General features: G+C 61.3%; 13 protein-coding genes. 10 read left to right on the forward strand and 3 right to left on the reverse strand.

All coding sequences use genetic code 11. The features are described from left to right. Positions 1-20 precede the first annotated feature (20 nt). The 3 genes from pyrH to rpsB all read right to left on the reverse strand — a co-directional run bounded on the left by pyrH (position 21) and on the right by rpsB (position 2636). Complete coding sequence (pyrH, locus tag BMZ70_RS07040; RefSeq protein ID WP_092271596.1) at positions 21-737, reverse strand: UMP kinase; 717 nt, start codon at positions 735-737, stop codon at positions 21-23. Between the two features lie 121 nt (positions 738-858). After that, positions 859-1776: a translation elongation factor Ts gene (tsf, locus tag BMZ70_RS07045; RefSeq protein ID WP_092271598.1), complete on the reverse strand. Its 918-nt coding sequence runs from the start codon at positions 1774-1776 to the stop codon at positions 859-861. A gap of 107 nt (positions 1777-1883) precedes the next feature. Next, complete coding sequence (gene rpsB, locus BMZ70_RS07050; protein ID WP_092271600.1) at positions 1884-2636, reverse strand: 30S ribosomal protein S2; 753 nt, start codon at positions 2634-2636, stop codon at positions 1884-1886. Between the two features lie 354 nt (positions 2637-2990). On the opposite strand from rpsB, the gene BMZ70_RS07055 reads away from it, so the two are divergent. The 10 genes from BMZ70_RS07055 (at position 2991) to BMZ70_RS28305 (ending at position 15927) form a co-directional block, all read left to right on the forward strand. Next, complete coding sequence (locus tag BMZ70_RS07055) at positions 2991-3755, forward strand: MHFG family PEP-CTERM protein (protein ID WP_092271602.1); 765 nt, start codon at positions 2991-2993, stop codon at positions 3753-3755. A 113-nt stretch (positions 3756-3868) separates the two neighbouring features. Next, a complete protein-coding gene (gene map, locus BMZ70_RS07060) occupies positions 3869-4690 on the forward strand; it encodes a type I methionyl aminopeptidase (protein WP_092271603.1) in 822 nt (273 codons plus the stop codon). Positions 4691-4708: 18 nt separating this feature from the next. Next, on the forward strand, positions 4709-7276 hold the full coding sequence (locus tag BMZ70_RS07065; RefSeq protein ID WP_092277642.1) for a [protein-PII] uridylyltransferase: 2568 nt from the start codon (positions 4709-4711) through the stop codon (positions 7274-7276). Between the two features lie 21 nt (positions 7277-7297). Then, positions 7298-8047, forward strand: a complete 750-nt coding sequence (locus BMZ70_RS07070; protein ID WP_175500760.1) for a pseudouridine synthase — start codon at positions 7298-7300, stop codon at positions 8045-8047. 206 nt (positions 8048-8253) lie between these two features. Then, entirely contained in the window at positions 8254-8931 is a 678-nt protein-coding gene (locus tag BMZ70_RS07075; protein ID WP_092271607.1) for a flagellar brake protein, read from the forward strand. A 65-nt stretch (positions 8932-8996) separates the two neighbouring features. Beyond that, positions 8997-12401: a hybrid sensor histidine kinase/response regulator gene (locus BMZ70_RS07080; protein ID WP_092271609.1), complete on the forward strand. Its 3405-nt coding sequence runs from the start codon at positions 8997-8999 to the stop codon at positions 12399-12401. Next, positions 12385-13287, forward strand: a complete 903-nt coding sequence (locus BMZ70_RS07085; protein ID WP_092271611.1) for a response regulator transcription factor — start codon at positions 12385-12387, stop codon at positions 13285-13287. The genes BMZ70_RS07080 and BMZ70_RS07085 overlap by 17 nt, the downstream gene beginning before the upstream one ends. A gap of 24 nt (positions 13288-13311) precedes the next feature. Beyond that, positions 13312-15321: a DUF445 family protein gene (locus tag BMZ70_RS29280; RefSeq protein WP_130300874.1), complete on the forward strand. Its 2010-nt coding sequence runs from the start codon at positions 13312-13314 to the stop codon at positions 15319-15321. 10 nt (positions 15322-15331) lie between these two features. Beyond that, positions 15332-15610, forward strand: a complete 279-nt coding sequence (locus BMZ70_RS07095) for a hypothetical protein (protein ID WP_092271613.1) — start codon at positions 15332-15334, stop codon at positions 15608-15610. 5 nt (positions 15611-15615) lie between these two features. Continuing rightward, positions 15616-15927, forward strand: coding sequence for a hypothetical protein (locus BMZ70_RS28305; protein WP_165403450.1), 312 nt, complete (start codon positions 15616-15618; stop codon positions 15925-15927). Positions 15928-15963: the final 36 nt, after the last annotated feature.

Below are 15963 nucleotides of genomic sequence, written 5' to 3' on the forward strand. Positions count from 1 at the left end.
CTCTCCTGTTTTCTTGAAAATTAAACGTGAACCAGTGTACCTTCATCCTCGCCCATGATTACGCGCATCAGCGCGCCGGGCTTGGTGATGGAAAACACTTTGATCGGCAGTTTCTGGTCGCGGCACAGCGCAAACGCGGTGGCGTCCATCACCTGCAGGTGCTTGGCGATCGCTTCATCGAAGCTGATCGAGCTATACAGCGTGGCGTTCGGATCCTTTTTCGGGTCGGCGGTGTAGATGCCGTCCACTTTGGTGGCCTTCAGCACGATTTCCGCGCTCACTTCCGAGCCGCGCAGCGCCGCTGCGGTGTCGGTGGTGAAGAACGGGTTGCCGGTGCCGGCCGCGAACACCACGACCTTGCCTTCTTCCAGGTACTGCAGCGCTTTCGGGCGCACATACGGCTCGACCACCTGCTCGATGCCGATGGCCGACATCACGCGCGCGGTGATGCCGACATGGCGCATGGCGTCGGCCAGGGCCAGCGCGTTCATCACGGTGGCCAGCATGCCCATGTAGTCGGCCGTGGCGCGGTCCATGCCCTGCGCACCGGGTGCTACGCCCCGGAAGATATTGCCGCCGCCAATGACGATCGCCAGTTCCACACCCAGTTTCGCGACCTCGGCCACATCGGCCACCGTCCGTTCGATCGTGGCGCGGTTGATGCCGTACGGATCATCGCCCATCAGGGCTTCGCCGGACAATTTGAGGAGGACGCGCTTATAGGCTGGTTTGGACATGAGACGGGGCTCCTAATTGATTGGGTTATTCAGGGTTAAGTCTGCGGCGCTATGATACATCGCCCGGCGCCGCGTACTGCTGCGGGCTTAAAAAAACGGGCCTCTCGGCCCGTTTTCTGTATTACGCTCCTTTGGAAGCGGCCATCTGTGCGGCCACTTCTGCTGCGAAGTCGTCTACCTTCTTCTCGATGCCCTCGCCTACCACGTACATGGTGAAGGCTTTAACGGTGGTCGATTTTTCTTTCAGCATCTGCTCGATCGATTGCTTGTCGTTTTTCACGAAAGCCTGGTTCAGCAGCGATACTTCTTTCAGGTACTTCTGCACCGAGCCTTCCAGACGCTTGGCGACGATGTCGGCAGCTTGCGGCGTTTTGCCAGCGGCAACAGCAGCAGCGGCATCTTCGTCCGCTTTCAGTTGGGCAACCGAACGCTCTTTTTCGATCAGTTCCGCTGGAACCTGGTCAGCCGACAGCGACACTGGCTTCATTGCAGCGATGTGCATGGCCACGTCTTTACCGACTTGCTCGTCGGCGCCGTCGAATTCAACGATCACGCCGATACGGGCACCGTGCAGGTACGACGCCAGCTTGGCGCTGGTTTCGAAACGCTGGAAGCGGCGGATCGACATGTTTTCGCCGATTTTACCGATCAGGGCCGAACGCACTTCGTCCAGGGTCTTGCCTTCGTCGCCGGCTGGCAGGGCCAGCAGGGCAGCCACGTCGGACGGGTTCTTTTCCGCTACCAGACGGGCGGCGGTGTTGGCCAGGGCCAGGAAGTCGTCGTTTTTCGCAACGAAGTCGGTTTCCGAGTTCACTTCCACCAGGGCGCCTACGCCGCCGGCGATGTAGGTCGCTACCACGCCTTCAGCGGTGATGCGGCTGGCGGCTTTACCGGCCTTGCCACCAAGCTTGACGCGCAGGATCTCTTCCGCACGACCCATGTCGCCTTCGGCTTCGGTCAGTGCTTTTTTGCATTCCATCATCGGCGCGTCGGTTTTCGCGCGCAGTTCGCCTACCATTGCTGCAGTAATCGCTGCCATGTGTTTCTCCTGTATTCGGTATTTCAGTATTCGGTGGGGGTGCTTATGTCAAAAAAAAGGGGGAGCTGTTGGCCACCCCTTTTTTTCTTACAGCCTGTCAGGAACGATTAAGCCTGTTCGCTGACTTCGACGAATTCGTCGCCGGCTGCGGCTTTTACCAGCTCAACAACTTCAGCGCCGGCTGCCGAACGGCCTTCCAGGATCGCATCTGCCACGCCGCGGGCGTACAGAGTGATGGCTTTCGACGAGTCGTCGTTGCCTGGAATGACGTACTGCACGCCTTCTGGCGAGTGGTTGGTGTCGACCACGCCGATCACTGGGATACCCAGTTTAGCGGCTTCGGTGATGGCGCCTTTATGGTAGCCAACGTCAACGACGAAGATTGCGTCAGGAACGCCGCCCATGTCTTTGATGCCGCCGATCGATTTTTGCAGCTTGACGATTTCGCGTTGGAACATCAGCGCTTCTTTTTTCGACAGCTTCTCAACCGAACCGTCTTGCAGAGCGGCTTCCATGTCTTTCAGGCGCTTGATCGAGGTCTTGATGGTTTTGAAGTTGGTCAGCATGCCGCCCAGCCAACGCTGGTCAACATAAGGAACGCCTGCGCGCTGGGCTTCAGCAGCGATGATATCGCGTGCTTGACGCTTGGTGCCAACCATCAGGATGGTGCCACGGCTAGCGGCAACCTGTTTCACGTGTTTCATCGCTTCTTGATACATACCCATCGTCTTTTCCAGATTGATGATATGGATCTTGTTGCGGTGACCGAAGATGAACGGAGCCATCTTTGGGTTCCAGAAACGGGTTTGGTGACCGAAGTGGACACCGGCTTCCAGCATTTCGCGCATAGTTACGGACATAATTTACTCCAGGGTTAGTTCTGGAATCCGATCAGTCACCTAGTAGGCACCCTTGTCGACCGGATTCGCGTGTTTAAATTAACGGAATTTACAACATTGCTTAAACCAAATTCAAGCAACCCAAGATTCTACCTTGAAAACCCGGTGGAGAGCAAGCTTTCCCGCTCTATGCGGACGCCCCGCAATGGTGCGCACGCACCAGACTTGTGCATAGCTTGTAGATAGTCAAAATAAATTTCCTACCGGCTGTCTATAGCTGCCTAAAATGTAATATTATTTCGGCTACCAAAGTTTCAGAAGATTAATTATTGCTGCGCCCAGTCCATGCGATAGCATTCGCCTGAGAGACCAATCATGCCTGTATTGCTAGCCGTAACCCTTGCCGCCGCGCTCCAGCCCGCATGCTCCTGGGATAATCCCGGACATAACCCCTATACCGGCGGCGCCGCCGCCGCCATCGACCGCTACACCGACATTCCCGAAGCCGTGCGCAGCACGCTGAAACGCCGCCTCGCCGAAGGCCAGTCGGACGACAAGGTCAACATCACGCGCGACGGCATCGCCGGCAAGTACCAGTACGACCCCGCCATCCGCGACATGCATTTTGGCCGCGCTTCGGTATGCCGCACGGTCACCCGCGACCGCTGGGCCGCCACCCGCAGCGAGCCCGGGGCCGTCTACTGCGTGGGCGAGCATTGCATCCTGGTGCCGCGCATCTGCGGCAATGTCAGCCGCATCAGCCGCACCGCGCCGGCCGTGGCGGCCGCGCCGAAGGAAGAGGCGCGCGAGATGGAGCAACCGCTTGCGTTTGCCGACCTGGGCCTGGCCGACGCGCCGGAGCGCGGCGAAATGCCGCTGGACGAGGCCGAGGAAGCCGAACGGCGCGCCTCGCACCAGCGCGCGCAAGACACCGTGGCCGAACTGCTGGACGAAGCCGAACTGGAAGCCACCGCCAGCAACAGCCGCTTCCGCAGGCTCGGCGGCGACGGCGCCTTCACCGACGACGACATCGGGCGCGACGTCTCGCCGGTGCCGGAAGCCGACACCTGGGCCATGCTGCTGGCCGGCCTCGGCCTGGTCGGCTGGCAGGTGCGCCGCAGCCGCCGGCAAGCCCGCTAATCCCCGGCCGGGACAGCCGCACGATCCGCGCGCTGTCGTTTATAATTTCGACATATTGCACGCCCGGCCGCGCCGGGCGCGTTCACCGTTTACTTTGCAGATTGCGATCCAATATGTCTATTTCCATTAAAACCGCCGAAGATATCGAAGGCATGCGCGTAGCCGGTCGCCTCGGCTCCGAAGTGCTGGACTACATCACCCCCTTCGTCAAGGCCGGCGTCACCACCGGCGAACTGGATCGCCTGTGCCACGAATACATGGTCAACGTGCAGGGCACCATCCCGGCGCCGCTGAACTACTGCCCGCCGGGCTACACGCCCTACCCTAAAGCCATCTGCACCTCGGTCAACGACGTGATCTGCCACGGCATCCCGGGCGACAAGGTGCTGAAGAACGGCGACGTGGTCAACCTCGACATCACCGTCATCAAGGACGGCTACCACGGCGACAACAGCCGCATGTTCTTTATCGGCGAGCCGTCGATCATGGCCAAGCGCCTGTCCGAGATCACCTACGAGTGCATGTGGCTGGGCATCCAGCAAGTCAAGCCGGGCGCTTTTCTGGGCGACATCGGCCACGCCATCCAGCAGCACGCCGAAAAAGCCGGCTACAGCGTGGTGCGCGAGTTCTGCGGCCACGGCATCGGCAAAGTGTTCCATGAAGAGCCGCAGGTGCTGCACTACGGTAAACCGGGCACCGGCGTCAAGCTGGAAACCGGCATGATCTTCACCATCGAGCCGATGATCAACGCCGGCCGCCGCGAGATCCGCGAAATGAACGACGGCTGGACCATCAAAACCAAGGACCGCAGCCTGTCGGCCCAGTGGGAACACATGATCCTGGTCACCGAGACCGGCTATGAAGTGCTGACCCTGTCGGCCGGCAGCCCGCCGCCGCCGGCGTTTATCACTGGCGCAGCTGCCAAGGCAGCCTAAACCGTGAACGCGGCCGTGATGAAGCAGGAACTGCGCGACCAGCTCAAGCGTCAGCTCAAGGCTGACCGCCAGGTGGTGATTGCCGCTTTCAAGGAAGACGGCAAGCCCGAGAAACTGCTGCGCAGCCTGCGCCAGAGCGTGGATGCGGTGCTGACCACGGCCTGGCACGCGGCCGGCCTGCCCGAACAAACCGCGCTGGTCGGCGTGGGCGGCTACGGCCGGGGCGAACTGTTCCCCCATTCCGACGTCGACCTGCTGATCCTGCTGGAACAGGCGCCCGACGCCGACACCACCGCCAAGCTGGAAGAACTGGTGCAACTGCTGTGGGACCTGGGCCTCGAGATCGGTCACAGCATCCGCACGGTGGACGAATGCCTGAGCGAGTCGGCGGCCGACATCACGGTGCAAACCAGCCTGCTCGAAGCGCGCATCATCTGCGGCGACGAGCAATTGTTCCAGCAACTGGAGCAGCGCTACGCGGCGGCGATGGACCCGCGCGCCTTCTTCCACGCCAAGGTGCTGGAAATGAAGCAGCGCCACGCCAAGTATGAAGACACGGCCTTCAGCCTGGAGCCGAACTGCAAGGAAAGCCCGGGCGGCCTGCGCGACCTGCAAGTGATCCTGTGGCTGGTGAAAGCCTCCGGCCTGGCCAACTCGTGGCGCACGCTGGCCACCAGCGGCCTGATCACGCAGACCGAAGCCAAGCAGCTGATGGAAAAGGAACGCGCCTTCAAGGACATCCGCGTGCGCCTGCATTTGCATGCGGGCCGGCGCGAAGACCGGCTGGTGTTCGACGTGCAGACCGCCATTGCCGAATCGCTGGGCCTGACCGCCACCGGCAGCGGCGTCCACATGCGCCGCGCCAGCGAATACCTGATGCAGCGCTACTACTGGGCCGCCAAGACCGTCACGCAACTGAATACCATCCTGCTGCAGAACATCGAGGAACGGCTGTTCCCGCAATCGGGCGAAGCGGTGCGCATCAACGAGCGCTTCAACGATGTGAACGGCCTGATCGACATCGCCGAGGACGACACCTTCGAGAAAACGCCGTCGGCCATGCTGGAAATCTTCCTGCTGATGACCGAGCGCCCGGCACTGAAAGGCATGACCGCGCGCGCCACCCGCGCGCTGTGGCACGAACGCTTCAAGATCGATGCGGCGTTCCGCGCCGATCCGGCCAACCGCGCGCTGTTCCTGCGCATCATGCAGGCGCCGGTCGGCATCATCCACGCGCTGCGCCGCATGAACGACCTGTCGATCCTGGGCCGCTACCTGCCCAACTTCCGCAAGATCGTCGGCCAGATGCAGCACGACCTGTTCCACGTCTACACGGTCGACCAGCACATCCTGATGGTGGTGCGCAATATGCGCCGCTTCACGATGGCCGAGCACGCGCACGAATACCCGTTCTGCAGCCAGCTGATGGCCAACTTCGGCCAGCCGTGGGTGCTGTTCCTGGCCGCGCTGTTCCATGACATCGCCAAGGGCCGCGGCGGCGACCACTCGCAGCTGGGCATGGCCGACGCCGAGCAGTTCTGCCGCGAGCACGGCATGAGCGACGAGGACACCGAACTGGTGGTGTTCCTGGTGCAGAACCACCTGACCATGTCGCAAGTGGCGCAGAAGCAGGACTTGTCCGATCCGGACGTGATCCAGGCCTTCGCCAAGGTGGTGGGCGACGAGCGCCACCTGACCGGCCTGTACCTGCTGACCGTGGCCGACATACGCGGCACCAGCCCGAAAGTCTGGAACGCGTGGAAGGCCAAGCTGCTGGAAGACCTCTACAAGATCACCCTGCGCGTACTGGGCGGCGAGGAACACAGCGCCGACAACGAACTGCGCAACCGCCAGCAGGAAGCGCTGGCCACGCTGCGCCTGTACGGCCTGGAAGCCGACGCCCACGAAGCCTTCTGGCAGCAGCTGGACGTGGCCTACTTCCTGCGCCACGACGCCTCCGACATCGCCTGGCAAACGCGCGCGCTGTACGAGCGTTTCAACAGCGAGCAGCCGGTGGTGAAATGCCGCCTGGCGCCGATCGGCGAAGGCTTGCAGATCGCGGTCTACATCAAGGACCAGCCGGACCTGTTCGCGCGCATCTGCAGCTATTTCGACCGCAAGAACTTCTCCATCCTCGACGCCAAGATCCACACCACGCGCCACGGCTACGCGCTGGACACCTTCCTGGTCACCGAGCAAAACTTCGCCAAGAGCTACCGCGACATCATCAGCCTGATCGAGCACGAGCTGTGCGGCCTGCTGACCTCGCAGGAGCCGCTGCCGACGCCGGGCAAGGGCCGTTTGTCGCGCCTGTCGCGCACCTTCCCGATCCAGCCGACGGTCGATCTGCGGCCGGACGAGCGCGGTCAATACTACCTGCTGTCGGTGGCCGCCAACGACCGCACCGGCCTGCTGTATTCAATCGCCAATGTGCTCTCCAAGTACCATATCAACCTGCACACGGCCAAGGTCATGACCCTGGGCGAGCGCGTGGAAGACGTGTTCCTGATCGACGGCGCGGCGCTCAACAACGCCCGCAACCAGATCCAGCTGGAAACCGACCTGCTGGACGCCATCAAGGTCTAACCCGTTTTAAAGAGTTACTAAATGTCTGAAGAATTACTCCGCCTGTCCAAGCGCATGTCCGAACTGGGCCTGTGCTCGCGCCGCGAGGCCGACGAATGGATCGCACGCGGCTGGGTCCGCGTCGATGGCAAAGTCGTGTCCGAACTGGGCACCAAGATCTACCCGAGCCAGAAAGTCACCGTGGAACGCCAGGCCGCCGCCGAGCAATCGAAGCGGGTGACCATCATCATCAACAAGCCGATGGGCTACGTCAGCGGCCAGGCCGAGGACGGCTACCAGCCGGCCGTGGTGCTGATCAAGCCGGAAAACCGCTGGCCCGAGGATCCGTCGCCCGAGATGTTCCATCCGACGCAGCTGCGTTCGCTGGTGCCGGCCGGCCGCCTCGACATCGACTCGGTCGGCATGCTGGTGCTGACCCAGGACGGCCGCGTGGCCAAGCACCTGATCGGCGAAACCACCGAGGTCGACAAGGAATACCTGGTGCGCGTCGAGTACACCAAGCCGGGCAAGCTGCCCGACAGCGACCTGAAAAAACTCAACCACGGCCTGTGGATGGACGGCAAACCGCTGCTGCCGGCCAAGGTGCGCTGGCAAAACGACGACCAGCTCAGCTTCACGCTGAAGGAAGGCAAGAAGCGCCAGATCCGCCGCATGTGCGAAATGGTCGGCCTGAAGGTGGTCGGCCTGAAGCGGGTGCGCATCGGCAAAGTGAAACTGGGTGATCTGCCGGTCGGCCAATGGCGCTATTTGCGTCCCGACGAGCGCTTCTGAACCACACGAAATCAAATATTCTTGCCTTTTTGCAAGCCAAAACCGCGAATCCGCTGTAAACTAAGTGGATCGACCTCGCATTGCAGAAGTCATTATCAAAGAGATATGCCGTCGTGAACGATCCAATACCAAATGAATTTCGCCGCGGGCCTCCCACCCTAAAAGACGCTGTGGAGCCAATCGCGACGGGTTCGAACCCGCACGACATGACCGATGAACATGACATCGGTGATGCCCTGACCGCGCTCGCAGAATCCGGCGAGCCCGTGTCGATTTATCCGACCTCCTCCACCAACGTGGTGATGGCGCGCATCCGCTCGGTTGATCCGGAAAACCCCTACTTCGTGCTGGAACTGAACGAAGGCGAATTCCTGCCGCCAGGCGCCGCCACCTTTGTCGCCTGGCTGCGTTCGGCCAAGATCCAGTTCAACCTGAATTCGGACACCTGGACTTCGTTGCCGGAACAGCCGACCTTGCTGCAACTGGAATTCCCGCTCAAGTGCATGGTGCTCAACCGCCGCTCGTCGGCGCGGCTGGAAACGCCGCTGGGCGTGTACTATATGGCCTCCTTCGTCATGAATGGCAAGCCGTACGAGCTGCAGCTGTACGACTTCTCGGCCGGCGGCGTTGGCATGCGCGCCGCGCCGCGCGACGCGGTCGGCCTGCACGTCGGCAAAAAGCTGCAACGCGTGCGGCTGGAACTGGGGCCGGACTCCGTGATGATCGCCGACCTTGAAGTGCGCCTGTCGCGCACTTTCCGCTCCTTCCTGCTGGGTGAGCAGGTGCAGATCGGCTGCCAGTTCGCCAACCTGTCGCCGGCAATGGAAGAAGAACTCAAGCGCTTGCTCGACAAGCTGAACTCCAGCAAGCAGCGCTTCGGGTAAATCAGCATCGCCGCATAGGCATATTCCTTGCTTAAAAAGCAGCTAGTTCACTAGCTGCTTTTTTTATGACCACAACTCAGCGCATCGTCAAAATCCGGCGCGATTACAACACCTGGGTGGCCAACGAAACCATCGAGGATTACGCGCTGCGCTACACGCCGCGCGCGTTCCGCCGCTGGTCGGTGTTTCGCGTATCGAACACGGCGTTCGGCGCGATTTCGTTTTTGGTGCTGGAAGCGATCGGCGGCACCATCACCGTCAACTACGGCTTCATCAACGCGCTGTGGGCCATCATGGCGGTGGGCCTGATCATCTTCCTCACCGGCCTGCCGATCAGCTACTACGCGGCGCGCTACGGCGTCGACATGGACTTGCTGACGCGCGGCGCCGGCTTCGGCTACATCGGCTCGACGATATCGTCGTTCGTCTACGCCTCGTTCACCTTCATCCTGTTTGCGCTGGAAGCGGCCATCATGGCCTACGCGCTGGAACTGTATTTCGGGCTGCCGCTATGGATAGGCTACATGGTGAGCGCGCTGATCGTGATTCCGCTGGTGACGCACGGCGTCACGCTGATCTCGCGTATCCAGATGCTGACGCAGCCGGTGTGGCTGATCCTGATGGCCCTGCCCTTCATCGCGATATTCCTCAAACGCCCGGAACTGCCGGCGCAATTGCTGGACTACGCCGGCCGCGAAGGCACGCACGGCCACTTCAATGTGTTGATGTTCGGCGCGGCGACGGCGGTGGGCGTGGCGCTGATTACGCAGATTGGCGAACAGGTCGACTTCCTGCGCTTCATGCCGCAGCAGACCAAAGAGAACCGCCTGCGCTGGCACTTCGGCGTACTGATGGCGGGACCGGGCTGGATCCTGCTTGGCATCGCCAAGATGCTGGGTGGCGCGCTGCTGGCGTGGCTGTGCATCAGCAGCGCCATGCCGCTGGCGCAGGCGGTGAATCCGACCCATATGTACCTCGCCGGCTTTGGCCTTGTGTTCTCGCATCCGCAGGCGGCGCTGGCGGCGACCGCGCTGCTGGTGGTGGTGTCGCAGGTGAAGATCAACATGACCAACGCCTATGCCGGCTCGCTGGCGTGGTCCAACTTCTTCGCGCGCCTGACGCACAGCCATCCGGGACGCGTGGTGTGGGCGGTGTTCAACGCGCTGATCGCGGTGCTGCTGATGGAGCTGGACGTTTTTCAAGCGCTGGACCAGGTGCTGGGCCTGTACTCCAATATCGCCATCTCGTGGATTACGGCGGTGGTGGCGGACCTGGTGATCAACAAGCCGCTGGGCCTCAGCCCGAAAGGCATTGAGTTCCGCCGCGCCTACCTGTACGACATCAACCCGGTTGGCGTGGGTGCGATGCTGCTGGCGTCCGCGCTGTCGGTGGCGGCGTTCATGGGCGTGTTCGGCGCGCAGGCGCAGGCCTTCTCCGCCTTCATCGCGCTGGTGACGGCGTTGGCAGCCTCGCCATTGATCGCCTTCGCCACACGCGGCAAGTACTACATCGCCCGCCCCGCCGAGACGCTGCACAGCAAAACCTGCGTGATCTGCGAAAAAGAATACGAGGCCGACGACATGGCGCACTGCCCCGCCTATCAAGGCTCGATCTGCTCGCTGTGCTGCTGCCTCGATGCCCGCTGCAATGACACCTGCAAGCCGCATGCGCGCGTCGCCGTGCAATGGCAGGAAGCCATGCGCGCCATGCTGCCGCAATCGCTGTGGCGCTATCTGAGCAGCGGGCTTGGGCATTACCTGCTGCTGATGATCGTCACCGTGCTGTCGCTGGGCGCGCTGCTAGGACTGATCTACTACCACGAGCAATCGGTGCTGCCCGATGCGGCGCTGCTGCCGCAGTTGCAGCTGGTGTTCTTCAAAGTGTTTGCGGCGCTGCTGCTGTTGAGCGGCATCGTTGCGTGGTGGCTGGTGCTGACCAGCGAGAGCCGCCGCGTGGCGCAGGAAGAATCCAACCGCCAAACCGGCCTGCTGACGCGCGAGATCGAGCTGCACCAGCAAACCGACGCCCAGCTGCAACAGGCCAAGCAGGCCGCCGATCTGGCGAATCAGGCCAAGAGTCGCTACATCGCCGGCATCAGCCACGAAATCCGCACGCCGCTCAATTCCATCCTCGGCTACGCACAGCTGCTGGACAACGATCCGGCGATTCCGGCGCACCGCCAGCAAGCCGTGCGTGTGATCCGCAACAGCGGCGAGCATTTGCTGTCGCTGATCGAGGGCACGCTTGATATCGCGCGCATCGAAAGCGGCAAGTTGAAGTTCGACATGAAGGAACTGGACTTCCCCGACTTCATCGGCCAGGTGGTACGCATGTTCGAACTGCAGGCTGCCAACAAGGGCCTGAGCTTCCGCTACGAACTGACTGGAAGCCTGCCGGATTGCGTGCGCGCCGACCGCAAGCGGCTGGGGCAGATCCTGATCAACATCCTCGGCAACGCGGTCAAGTTCACCAGTCATGGTGGCATCGTCATGCGCTTGCAATATGCGCGCGAGATGGCGTCGTTTGAAATCGAGGACACCGGGCCGGGCATCCTGCAGGAAGAGATCGACCATATCTTCGAGCCATTCTCACGCGGCAGCGCCAGTGCGCACGCCAACGCCAGCGGCACCGGCCTTGGCTTGCCGATCGCGCGCATGCTGACGCAGCTGATGGGCGGCGAACTCAAAGTCCGCAGCTCCGCGCGCGGCAGTATTTTCCAAGTGCGCCTGTTCCTCCCTAGCGTGCATGTGCGCGATGCGCGCGGCGGCCAGGGCGCCGGTGGTGCTGGCGGCTCCGGCCGCGCCGGCGGACAGCGCCGTGAGCCGGCGCCGCAACGCACCGGCTACCAAGGTGCGCGCCGCCGCATCCTTGTGGTCGACAACGAGCGCGTGGACCGTGAACTGCTGCTCAACATCCTGCAGCCGCTGGGCTTTGAAGTGGCGCAGGCCGAATCCGGCCTCGAATGCCTGGACCAATACGCCAGCTTCAAACCGGACCTGATCCTGATGGACTTGGCCATGCCCGGCATGGACGGTTGGGAAGCCAGCTACATCCTGCGCCGGCGCGAAATGTCGGTGACGCCCATCGCCATCGTCTCGGCCAACGCCTTCGACAAAGGCATGGAGAATCCAGCCGCCATCCGCGCCGAAGACTTCTTCGTCAAACCGGTGAACGTGAACGAACTGCTGGACTGGATAGGTGCGCGCCTGTCACTGGACTGGATCACACAAGCGCGCGAAGCACCGACCGCGCCCGCCGTGCCGCTCGAACTGGTGTTCCCGCCGGACGAGATCATGGCCGCGCTGCGCGAACTGGTACGCGTCGGCTACGTGCGCGGCATCCAGAAAAAACTCGACGAGATTGCGCCTCAGTACCCGCAATTCGCCAACACCATGCGCAACTTTGCCGCCCGCTTCCAGCTGGACGCGATGGCGGACTTTGTGAAAGAGAACAATGAACTTCAACACTGAAGCCGCCGTCGTGCTGGTGGTAGACGACGTGCCGGAAAACCTCGCCGTCCTGCACGATGCGCTCGACGAATCGGGCTACACCGTGCTGGTGGCGAACAGCGGCGAAACCGCCTTGATCCGCGCCGCCGAAGCGCAGCCGCACATCATCCTGCTGGACGCCGTCATGCCGGGCATGGACGGCTTTGACACCTGCCGCCACCTGAAAGCCAACCTGGCCACGCGCCACATCCCGGTGGTCTTCATGACCGGCCTGACCGAGGCCGAACACGTGGTGGCCGCCTTTGACGCTGGCGGCAACGACTACGTCACCAAACCGCTGCGCACCAGCGAAGTGTTGGCGCGCATCGCCTCGCACATGCAGACCGCGCGGCTGGTCGACCAGGCCCGCACTGCGCTGGACGCCTTCGGCAACGCCGTCATCGCCATGACGCCGCGCGACGGCAAGATCGTCTGGCAAACGCCGTTGGCGCGCACGCTGATGCAAGGTTATATGGTCGACGCCGAACTACCTGCATGGCTGCAGGCCACGCAACTGGCGCACAGCCAGGGCCAGTCGCACCCGCCGCTGACACTGCCACGCGGCAGCCGCCGCCTGATCTTCTCGGCGGCCGAGTTCAGTGAAAACGAACAATGGATGATCGTGCTGCGCGAAGAATCCGACACCGCGCAAATCGAAAAACTGATGGCTACCTTCAAGCTCACGCAGCGCGAATCCGAAGTGCTGAACTGGGTCATCAAGGGCAAGACTAACCGCGACATCGGCGACATCCTCGGTACCAGCCCGCGCACCATCAACAAACACCTGGAACACGTGTTCGTGAAACTGGGTGTGGAAACGCGCACCTCCGCCGCTTCGGTAGCGATGGCAAAAATGGAGCGTTCCTGAGCGATTTGTCATACACTTGCCTGTATGACCAAAGAAGAAGAACTCAAACGCTCCAAGCTGTTGGCCCTGTCGCTGCTGGCCGGCGCTTGCGCAGTCTTCATCGTCACCACCCTGCTGCCGCGCGGCTTCTGGGTGGATGGCTTGCGCGCCGTCTCCGAGGCCGCGATGGTCGGCGCATTGGCCGACTGGTTCGCCGTGGTGGCGTTGTTCCGCAAAGTGCCTATCCCCTTCGTGTCGCGCCACACCGCCATCATCCCCAGTAACAAAGAACGCATCGCCGACAACCTGGCAGTGTTCGTGGAAGAGAAATTCCTCAAGCCGGAATCGCTGGCCGCCGTCATCCTCAAGACCGATCCCGCCACCAATGTGGCCGAGTGGCTAAAGGCGCCGGCCAACCGCGACTACCTCGCCGCACAACTGGCACGGCTGGTGCCGGAAATCCTCGCCACTGCCGACGACGCGCGCATCCAGCAATTGCTGAAAGACGCGCTGCATGCCGCCATCGGCAAACTCGATATGGCGCCGGCGCTGGGCACCGTCATCGCAGGTCTGACCAGCGAAGGCCGCCATCAGGAACTGCTGGACGACGGCATGCGCGCACTGGTTGGCCTGCTGAACCGCCCCGCCACCCGCGAGCTGATCACGGAGCTGATCGTCAGCTGGCTGAAACGCGAACATGCCACCATGTCGCTGATGCTGCCAACGGAATGGATCAGTGAAAACGGCGCCGCCATGATCGCCAATACGCTCAACAACATCATGGAAAACATCGCCGCCGACAAAGACCACAAGCTGCGCCAACGCTTCGACGAAATGGTGCAGCGCTTCGTGGAGCGGCTGCAAACTGACCCGGCCTTCATCGCCAAAGGTGAAGATTTCAAACGCTACCTGCGCGACAGCGACACCTTCAACCGCTACACACTGAACCTGTGGCACAGCGTGCGCGACTGGATCAAAGCCGATATCAACGCCGAAGACTCGCGCCTCAACGCTGGCGTAGTGCAAGCCGGCGCATGGCTCAGCGACGAACTGCTGACGCACCCCGACATGCGAGCCTCGCTCAACCAGCATCTGGCCGGTATGGCGCGCACACTGGCGCCGGCCTTTTCCAGCTTCCTGACACGCCACATCAGCGACACGGTCAAAGCGTGGGACGACAAGGACATGTCGCGCCAGATTGAACTCAATATCGGCAAAGACCTGCAATACATCCGCGTCAACGGCACGCTGGTGGGCGGCATGGTCGGGCTGTTGCTGTATGCGGTGAGCGCGTTCGCGCACGCGGGCGAGATTCCAGTGACTATCTACGCCGATGCTGGCTATCCGCCCTACTCCTACGAAAAAGACGGCAAGCCCGCCGGCCTGTATTACGACATAGTGCGCGCGGCCTTCAGCCATATGCCCGGCTACAAAATCGAAGTACGCGCCGTGCCGTGGAAGCGCGGCATGGCGCTGCTCAAGTCGGGCACCGGCTTCGCGCTCTACCCGCCCTACATGAATACCAAAGACGAGCCGTGGACCTGGCCATATTCGCAGCCGCTGTTTGAAGAACACGTGGTGGCCTACTGCCGCAAAGACGTCATCGCCGCCAAGCCGCGCAAGCGCTGGCCGGAAGATTTTTATGGCCTCACGATCGGCAACAACGCCGGCTTCATCGTCGGCGGCGAAGCGTTCGACAATGCCGTCAAAGCTGGCCGCCTGCGCATTGAAGAAGGCAAAGACAGCGAAACCAACATCATCAAACTGGGCATGAAGCGCATCGACTGCTACATCAACGACCGCATCTCCATCCAGTGGACCATCAAACAGCTGAAAGCCGAAGGCAAATATCAAGAAGGCGGCACCCACGCCGAACTGAGTGAAGCCATCCAGATCGCCGCCAAACAAGGCTACCTTGGCTACACGGACCGCGACAAAGGCCGCTACACCTACAAATCCGACTTCGTCAAACAGTTCGACGCCGCCATCCAGCAAATGAAACGCAGCGGCGAAATGGACACCATCACCCGCAACTTCTTCAAGACGCACCAATAGTAGGAGCACGATGTCTCGAACTCACATTGCCATACAGTGGCTGCTCGCGCTAATAGCGCTTTTCCCTTTTATAGCCCATGCTCAAACATCTTTAATCGCTGGTACTTGGGAGTTGACGTATGTTGCTCCGCAAGATGTGATGAACACCATGCCCAATGGCGTGTCGAATCAAAAACTGCATTTCACTGAAGCAGGCAAGTTGTATGTCCTGTCGCCAATGGCTCAAGGTCAGAAGACTCCCGCTATGATCGCGCGGACTACTCTGGATTTTCCGCGCAAGAAAGAATAAAAGGGATGTGGGAAGTCATTGCTTACGAGCGAATCCCGCGTAACCAGCTACCACCCTATGGATTTTTTAACGATCTCTGGAAAATAGATTCTTCAACTGTAACGATCTTCCGTCGCGAACCTGCAGCAGAAGACACCGTTCCATTGACATTCAATGGAAGCATTACGAGCAGCGGCATAGGCTTGGGTGGGCCATCCGGTTCGAAGATCGACTGGGTGGTGACATTCAACGAATGGGGGCAGTTAATTTCGACCGACGCCAATGATCGAACACTCACAATTGCAAACTCCCACTCTAAGCATCAACCAAATTCATGAGCTGGTTTCTCCAGCCGTCGAGAGGCTGTTAGGGCC

This window comes from Duganella sp. CF402, from assembly GCF_900109645.1.
Classification (GTDB): domain Bacteria; phylum Pseudomonadota; class Gammaproteobacteria; order Burkholderiales; family Burkholderiaceae_D; genus Rugamonas.

Excerpts from the sequence above, each read along its gene's own strand:
- BMZ70_RS07080 (WP_092271609.1), top strand. The coding sequence starts at position 8,997 with ATGACCACAACTCAGCGCATCGTCAAAATCCGGCGCGATTACAACACC.
- pyrH (WP_092271596.1), bottom strand. The coding sequence starts at position 737 with ATGTCCAAACCAGCCTATAAGCGCGTCCTCCTCAAATTGTCCGGCGAA.
- BMZ70_RS29280 (WP_130300874.1), top strand. The coding sequence starts at position 13,312 with ATGACCAAAGAAGAAGAACTCAAACGCTCCAAGCTGTTGGCCCTGTCG.
- BMZ70_RS28305 (WP_165403450.1), top strand. The coding sequence starts at position 15,616 with ATGTGGGAAGTCATTGCTTACGAGCGAATCCCGCGTAACCAGCTACCA.
- rpsB (WP_092271600.1), bottom strand. The coding sequence starts at position 2,636 with ATGTCCGTAACTATGCGCGAAATGCTGGAAGCCGGTGTCCACTTCGGT.
- BMZ70_RS07055 (WP_092271602.1), top strand. The coding sequence starts at position 2,991 with ATGCCTGTATTGCTAGCCGTAACCCTTGCCGCCGCGCTCCAGCCCGCA.
- BMZ70_RS07085 (WP_092271611.1), top strand. The coding sequence starts at position 12,385 with ATGAACTTCAACACTGAAGCCGCCGTCGTGCTGGTGGTAGACGACGTG.
- BMZ70_RS07075 (WP_092271607.1), top strand. The coding sequence starts at position 8,254 with ATGACCGATGAACATGACATCGGTGATGCCCTGACCGCGCTCGCAGAA.
- map (WP_092271603.1), top strand. The coding sequence starts at position 3,869 with ATGTCTATTTCCATTAAAACCGCCGAAGATATCGAAGGCATGCGCGTA.
- tsf (WP_092271598.1), bottom strand. The coding sequence starts at position 1,776 with ATGGCAGCGATTACTGCAGCAATGGTAGGCGAACTGCGCGCGAAAACC.
- BMZ70_RS07070 (WP_175500760.1), top strand. The coding sequence starts at position 7,298 with ATGTCTGAAGAATTACTCCGCCTGTCCAAGCGCATGTCCGAACTGGGC.
- BMZ70_RS07065 (WP_092277642.1), top strand. The coding sequence starts at position 4,709 with ATGAAGCAGGAACTGCGCGACCAGCTCAAGCGTCAGCTCAAGGCTGAC.
- BMZ70_RS07095 (WP_092271613.1), top strand. The coding sequence starts at position 15,332 with ATGTCTCGAACTCACATTGCCATACAGTGGCTGCTCGCGCTAATAGCG.